The sequence below is a fragment of the Microbacterium sp. KRD172 genome (assembly GCF_017168295.1).
GTDB lineage: Bacteria > Actinomycetota > Actinomycetes > Actinomycetales > Microbacteriaceae > Microbacterium > Microbacterium profundi.
On sequence record NZ_JABFAS010000004.1, the window covers coordinates 1 to 2,540 of the forward strand.

The following is a 2,540-nucleotide window of genomic DNA, read 5'->3' on the forward strand; positions in this document are numbered from 1 at the left end:
CCCTACGTGTCAGGGTTGAGTGAGTCCACCGGTTTATAGCAAGTCCGCCTCGTGGGGCGAGTTGAAGGATCACCAATCTGATGAGTTTGAGTTCCCCGGTCGCGGTCGTCGCGGCCGATGATGGAGTCGTGAGCGCACCCTCGATCCCGGACGGGCCGACGCGTCGGCGTTCGTTCTCGCCGGGCCAGAAGTTGCAGTACCTGTCCGAGTACGAGGTCGCGTGCGAGACGGGTGAGGGCGCGGGATACCTGCGCCGACATGGCCTGTACTCGTCGCTGATCTCGGAGTGGCGCAAGCAGCGCGACGCGGGTCTGCTGGAGGGCAAGAACCCCGGCGAAGCGGTCGGTCGTCCCAGCGCCGCGCAGGCCGAGAACGCCCGGTTGAAGGCGCAACTGCGGAAGGCCGAGGTGGAGTTGTCGATGACGCGGACGGCGTTGGAGATCATGGGAAAAGCGCACACGCTCTTGGGGCAGATCTCCGAGAGCGCGGACACCGACCCGCGGCGCGGGAAGCGCTCATGAACACCTACGTCGAACTGGCCGCCGCGGACGTGCCGACCCGGCAGGCGGCAGCCCTGACCGGCGTGGCGCGTGCGACCGCGACCCGCGCCGCCTCCCGCGCACGCCGACCGGACCCCGAGCCGCCGTCGGCTCGTCCTGCCCCAGCGAACAAGCTCTCGAGCGTCGAGCGGTCGCTGGTGCTGTCCACGCTCAACAGTGACGAGTTCGTCGACAAGCCGCCGTTGCAGATCTATCCCATCCTGCTCGAGCGCGGCGAATACGTGGGCTCGGTCTCGACCATGTATCGGGTGCTGCGCGAGCACACGCAGGTACGGGAGCGGCGCCGGCTCGCGACCCATCCGCCGCGGAAGGTGCCGGAGCTGATCGCGACCGCCGTCGGGCAGGTCTATACCTGGGACATCACGAAACTCGCCGGCCCTGTCAAAGGCACGTACTACGACGCGTACGTGATGATCGACATCTTCTCCCGCTACATCGTCGGCGCCATCGTGCACGCCTGCGAGGACGGCCTACTCGCCAAGGAGATGATGACCGACGCGTTCGGGATCCACGGCACCCCCGAGGTCGTGCACTCCGACGGCGGCCCCTCGATGACGTCGAAGACCGTCCGCACCCTGCTCGCCGATCTCGGCGTGACCGCGTCCCGCTCCCGACCGCACGTGTCCAATGACAACCCCTACTCCGAAGCGCTGTTCAAGACGATGAAGTACCTGCCCGTCTTCCCCGACCGGTTCGTCTCCCTCGCCCACGCACGGCAGTTCCTGGACGAATTCGTGCACGCCTACAACCACCACCACCGGCACACCGGCATCGGCATGCACACGCCCGCCGACGTGCACTACGGGCACGCCGACGCCATCGACCGCGACCGAGACGCCACACTCGAGGCCGCCCGCCGCGCCCACCCCGAACGGTTCACGACGCGACAGACGCGACCGAAGATCCTCGACCGAGACCCGGCCGCGTGGATCAACCAGCCACCAACCGACGAGATCCAACTCGCCGCCTAACACCCACCGGCCTCACTCGCCTTGACAAATTCCGATGAGTGAGTCCGATTGGGTTTAGTGGTCGTAGGCGATGAGTGAGCGTTTGACGGGTGCTCCGATGAGCCAGTTGTGCCAGATTCCGGCTGCGAGGGCGAGGAGCCGTGCGGCGACGCGGGAGTAAACACCAGCGATGGTGCGTCCGCCGTGGTCTTCGAGGGTGAGTTGGCCTTTGAGCGTGTCGAACACGGACTCGACCCATTGTCGGATCCCGCCGAGTTTCCCGAACCTCGGTTTCTCGTCCTTGCGATCGGGACGGATCAGGTGTGCGCCGAGGTCCTCGGTGATGAAGGTTTCGAACTCGCGCCCGGCGAAGCCTTTGTCGCCGATGATGACTTGTCCAGGCTGGATGAGGTGGCGGTCGTGGTCGAGCATCGCTGCCGCGGCTTCGCGTTCACCGATCTTCGGATTCGCGAGTCCCCAGACCACGGGCATCCCGTCCGGTGTGCAGACCAGGTAGAGGCGGAAGCCCCAGAAGAACCGGGAATGTGAGGCACAGTACCCGTAGCCGGCGTCACCGGCAAGGTCGGAGCGTTTCACCGTCTCGCGGGACTTCCCACACGGCAGTGGGGTGGAATCGATCAGCCGGGTGACTTCGTTCCATGACGGGGTATCGCGGGCAAGCTCCGTGATCACCGCGGACAGCAGCCCGGTGGATTGGCGGACGCGCTTGCCCCACCCGGACTGGCCAGGCAGCGCCGGAAACATGCTCTTCAAGTGGGTGCGGGCGTATCGGATCCATTTCCGGTCAGAGGAGATCCCGAGCAGGTGCTGCGCGACGAGTAGACACAGCAGCTCGACATCGTTCAACGCGGGCTTGCGACCGGGGTGGTGGTCCCGGGTGAAGCCGATCGCGGGCAGGATCCGGTCATCGAGATGGACGTAAAGTGTGATCAGGAGGGTGTTGAGGTCGGTATTCACACATTGGGCTTAACACCCTCTGCCAACGATTAACAGCCTCCACGCCGTTCAC

2 protein-coding genes are annotated in these 2,540 nt (G+C 65.6%); one reads left to right on the forward strand and one right to left on the reverse strand.

The features are described from left to right. The first annotated feature begins 80 nt into the window (after window positions 1–80). Window positions 81–1,531 (forward strand): IS3 family transposase gene (locus J1M43_RS15890; RefSeq protein ID WP_241245536.1). Its coding sequence is split into 2 segments (ribosomal slippage): window positions 81–456 and window positions 456–1,531, totalling 1,452 coding nucleotides; the frame shifts between segments, so codons are not numbered across the junction. Window positions 1,532–1,585: 54 nt separating this feature from the next. On the opposite strand, the gene J1M43_RS15895 is transcribed toward J1M43_RS15890, so the two are convergent. Next, entirely contained in the window at window positions 1,586–2,488 is a 903-nt protein-coding gene (locus J1M43_RS15895) for an IS982 family transposase (protein ID WP_018023038.1), read from the reverse strand. Window positions 2,489–2,540: the final 52 nt, after the last annotated feature.